4 protein-coding genes and 1 pseudogene are annotated in these 3,858 nt (G+C 65.9%); 2 read left to right on the top strand and 3 right to left on the bottom strand.

The genetic code is table 11. From position 1 onward, the window contains the following. Positions 1-350: 350 nt before the first annotated feature. Both IEZ17_RS41385 and IEZ17_RS46080 read left to right on the top strand, forming a co-directional pair. Positions 351-764: a hypothetical protein gene (locus tag IEZ17_RS41385; protein WP_189308798.1), complete on the top strand. Its 414-nt coding sequence runs from the start codon at positions 351-353 to the stop codon at positions 762-764. A gap of 106 nt (positions 765-870) precedes the next feature. After that, the gene (locus tag IEZ17_RS46080) at positions 871-1,053 is read left to right on the top strand and encodes an Lsr2 family DNA-binding protein (protein ID WP_506005283.1); all 183 of its coding nucleotides are present in this window, start codon (positions 871-873) and stop codon (positions 1,051-1,053) included. Between the two features lie 212 nt (positions 1,054-1,265). On the opposite strand, the gene IEZ17_RS41380 is transcribed toward IEZ17_RS46080, so the two are convergent. The 3 genes and pseudogenes from IEZ17_RS41380 to IEZ17_RS41370 form a co-directional block, all read right to left on the bottom strand. Further along, complete coding sequence (locus tag IEZ17_RS41380; RefSeq protein ID WP_189308797.1) at positions 1,266-1,913, bottom strand: class I SAM-dependent methyltransferase; 648 nt, start codon at positions 1,911-1,913, stop codon at positions 1,266-1,268. A 226-nt stretch (positions 1,914-2,139) separates the two neighbouring features. Next, positions 2,140-2,923: pseudogene (locus IEZ17_RS41375) on the bottom strand (IS5 family transposase). A 418-nt stretch (positions 2,924-3,341) separates the two neighbouring features. Next, positions 3,342-3,776: a carotenoid oxygenase family protein gene (locus IEZ17_RS41370; RefSeq protein WP_189308796.1), complete on the bottom strand. Its 435-nt coding sequence runs from the start codon at positions 3,774-3,776 to the stop codon at positions 3,342-3,344. Positions 3,777-3,858 lie beyond the last annotated feature (82 nt).

Genomic DNA, 3,858 nt, shown 5'->3' with positions numbered 1-3,858 from the left:
ACAGTCACACCAACGAACAACACCGCCATCAGTCACGCCACATGCGGTTGCAGTACTAACCCTCCCCTCCAGCTGAAGGCCCCATGAGCAGCACCAATCGCGAGGTCGACCACGCCCGCGCCTAACCCGAACCTCCCGCGTCCCCGCTGGGGCACCGGCACGGCCCGAAGTCCCGGCCGCTCACCGACGCCCGCAAGCAGCGCAACCGGGAGCTGCTGGAATCGCCCAGCGCAAGGCGCGCACCACTGCGGCGTAGGAGGCCGGCCATGTTCACCGACATCAAGTAGGCCCTCGAAGCCGAGGCCCTCGCACTCACCCCGCTCACCAGCAACCAGACCGTCGCGGCCCCCATGGTCACCGCCCGCAACGCCCGCAACGCCCGCAACGCCCGCAACGCCCGCAACGCCCGCAACGCCCGCAACGCCCGCAACGCCCGCAACAAGGACGACCTTGCCGATCTACTGGGCACGCTCGGACTGTCCTGCGTCGAAGACGACTTCGTATGCCCCCTCCCCCACCTCACCACCCGTGACGGCATCCCGACCGGAGATGCGATGACCCTCAACACTTTCACCGCCACGGCCGCCTCCATGCTGACCAACGGCGACAGCCCCTGGCACCTCCGCACCACGCTCGGTCTGACGGAGAGCGAACTCGCCGAAGCCATGCAATACGCAGTCCTGCCCGCTCCTACGGACGTGGGCGACCACCCCGCCGCCGGCATCCGCAACCGGGCCACCCGAGTCCGCAGCGACTCCACCTAGCTGACTGACCACCCGCCGCGCCACCGAGGCCGCCCAACACCACGCACAGCAGCGCGTCGCCACGGCAAAGGCCGAACTGGAAGCTGCGCAGGCGTAGCTGCGCGAGGTGAAGGCCGGCGGCCTCGCCACAGCCGATCAGGACGTAGCGTCGCCGGCTCCCGCCACGGCCGCGGCTCCGACCGGCGGGCGCAGCAAGGAAGAGCTGACCGCGATCCGGACGTGGGCGCCGGGCCACGGCCACCAGGTCGCCGACCGGGGACCCGGCCAAGGCTGCCCTGGACGCTTATGACGTCGCCCACTGCCCCACCACCCTGGCGGAGGCAAGCTGGTGACTCCACCCACGCGTGAGCGACTGCGTTGGGAAATACGCAAACCGGCTGCGGCTGTCAGGTCATGCTGCAAGGTCATGACGCGTGAGGTGAAAGACGCGGGTCGCGCCGAGTTACCCGCGGATGCGCACTGATCTGTCGGAGACGCCTGAACTCGTTCCGATTGGAGTTCTTAGGCTTTGCGGGCGAGCAGTTGAACCTCCTGGAACTGCCGTCGGTCGGTGGGCTGAGGCTCGCGAACCATCCGGGCTACCTCGGCCAACCCGGACTTGCGCAGCATCGCGGCGAGGTGATCCGGCGACCACCGATAGGCAGGCGCGACTGTGTGATCGAAGACCTGCGTCGGCTGAGACGGATCATCGCTGGCCGAGAAGCCGATGAGAAGGTGGCCGCCAGGTGCCAGCACGCGGTGGAACTCCGCCAAGATGACGGGGAGTTCTTGCGGTGGAGTGTGGATGATGGACCAACGTGAGAGTACGCCGCCCAGCACGCCGTCAGCGATGTTCACCGCGGCCATCGAGCCCACGTCGAACCGCAGACCCGGATAGTCATGTCGAGCCAACTTGATCATCGCAGGAGACGCATCAACGCCAAACGTTGCTAGCCCCAACTCATCCAGATAAGCGGTGATATGGCCGGGCCCACATCCCAGGTCCGCGACCTGGCCTTCGCCGCTCGCGCTGACAACCTCGGCGAAGGCACTCAAGATCGCGCGGTCCAGGGGCCTGTTACGCAGCTCGTCGCGGAACAGCTGCGCATACACGGGGGCAGCAGCGTCGTAGGCCTCGCGGGTGGCGCTGAGGGTATCGTGTTCGACCATGGTCGCGACAGTAGCTCCTGGCGCTGAGACGAGCCGAGAGAATTGCGATCTTCGCTCCCTCCGGTTCGCCTGGCTATCGCTACCGAAGGTGAATACCTGATGTCGGTGCCGCCGGGGTCAGTCGTTCATGTCCAGGCCGACCTGAATGAGGCAGGCCGCGAGAGTGGCTGGAAGAAGGTTGTGCCCGATGTGTGTGAGAGGACGTCCCGTTCAGGTGCGTGTTAGTTCATGGGGTGTGCCAGGTTGTGGTCGTTTCGCCGGTTGCTCGTTTGGCGAGGTTGGAGAGCATGGCGAGGCGGATCATGCTCTCGGAGTGTTGGGGTTTGGTTTCGTAGTCTCGGGCCAGGCGGCGGTGCATCATGAGCCAGCCGAAGCTTCGCTCCACCACCCAGCGCCGCGGTAGCACTGAGAAGCCTTTGACCTGTGTGTTTCGCGGCACGACCTCGACGTCGATGCCGAGGACGGCGCCATGTTCGATGGCCTGGGTCTTTGTATCCGGTGTCGGCCCATGCCTTGGTGATGGTGGGGTGGTTGGCGGCGACTTGGGTGAGGAGTTGTTTGCCTGCCTGGTTGTCGGAGACGCTGGCCGCGGTGACCATGACCAGCAGTAACAGGCCGAGGGTGTCTGTGACGATGCTGCGTTTGCGGCCCACGATCTTCTTGCCGGCGTCGGTGCCTTGGGTGCTGGTGGGCACACTGGGAGCGGTTTTCACGCTCTGGGCATCGATGACGCAGGCAGTTGGCTCGGCAGTGCGTCCTTCCCGCTCTCGGACGATCCGATGCAGGCGGACGCCGAGCTTCTCGATAGTCCCGTCGGCGGTCCAGGCACTGAAGTAGGAGAAGACCGTGGTGTGCGGCGGAAAGTCATGCGGCAGGTAACGCCAGGGAATCCCAGTCCGGTTGACGTAGAGGATCGCACTGAGGACTTCCCGCAGGTCAGTGACCTTGCCGCCGAGGTTGAGCGAGGTCTTCTGCCGCTCCGTGCGCCAGGCGGTCAGCGTCGACTCCATCAGGGCCCAGCGGGCGTCGGACAGGTCGCTCGGATAGGACTTGCGGGGCGGCTTTGTCGTCACAACATCACTGATACGGCAGGGAGTTGCGGTGAGGTATCACTCGTCGGAGTGACCTGAGGCGGGCGTTCTTCGCGAGTTCGAACCGGACAGGATCTGCCGGGCGAATCCTGACGAAACGCGAGCCTGACGGCCGACATCGCCCTGACGCATTGGGCATGAGCAGCCTCAATCAGACGATTTCAGGCGGGTGATAAAACGGTCAAACCTGCACGTCAACAGCATGAACGTCCTCTGAGCACCTGTATCGGCTGAGGCCGGACATCCTGCGGGATCTCGTGCACCGGACGCATCGGGCGGGTGTGTGTCTCAACGTCGCGCACCCCTGGCACGCCCTCCTTCCCGGATCCATCTACGGTCAGGGCTGGTCCGGGAGCCAGTTGCCGTGGAAGCCGACGGGGACGCGGCGTGGCAGGTGGATGGTGGCGGTGCGTGGTGCGGTCGGGTCGTCGGCGTCGAGCATGACCAGGTCGCTTCGGTCGGTGGTGGCGTCGTAGACGTGGGTCATCAGCCAGACCGATCTTCCGGGAACGGTGTCCGCGGGGGCAAAGGTGGGCTCGCCTGGGGTTCGCCCTGCTGCGAAGGTGTGGCTGACTGTCGTGCTGGAGCGTAGGTCGTAGCGGTGGATCGCGCCCGTGCAGTCGTGACCGTCGGGAGATTTGAGGGTGGTGGCGTAACCGTAGCGGGCGGGCACGCCCGCGAGGCGGTCGTCGATGCGGGGGAACTCCGTTCGGCGGTCGTCGAGCCGCTCCTCGTGAACGGTGCGGGTGGCCAGGCCGATCGTCCACCGCAACGGTTATCCGTGGCCGTTGACGTCTAGTAGGGCTTGGTCAGGTTGGTGTTGCTGTGGGTATGTCGCGGTGGCAGGTGGGGCA

Source organism: Streptomyces albospinus (assembly GCF_014648695.1).
GTDB classification, from domain to species: domain Bacteria; phylum Actinomycetota; class Actinomycetes; order Streptomycetales; family Streptomycetaceae; genus Streptomyces; species Streptomyces albospinus.
Note: the sequence above shows the minus strand (reverse complement) of the source record. Positions and strands in the feature narration are given on the sequence as shown.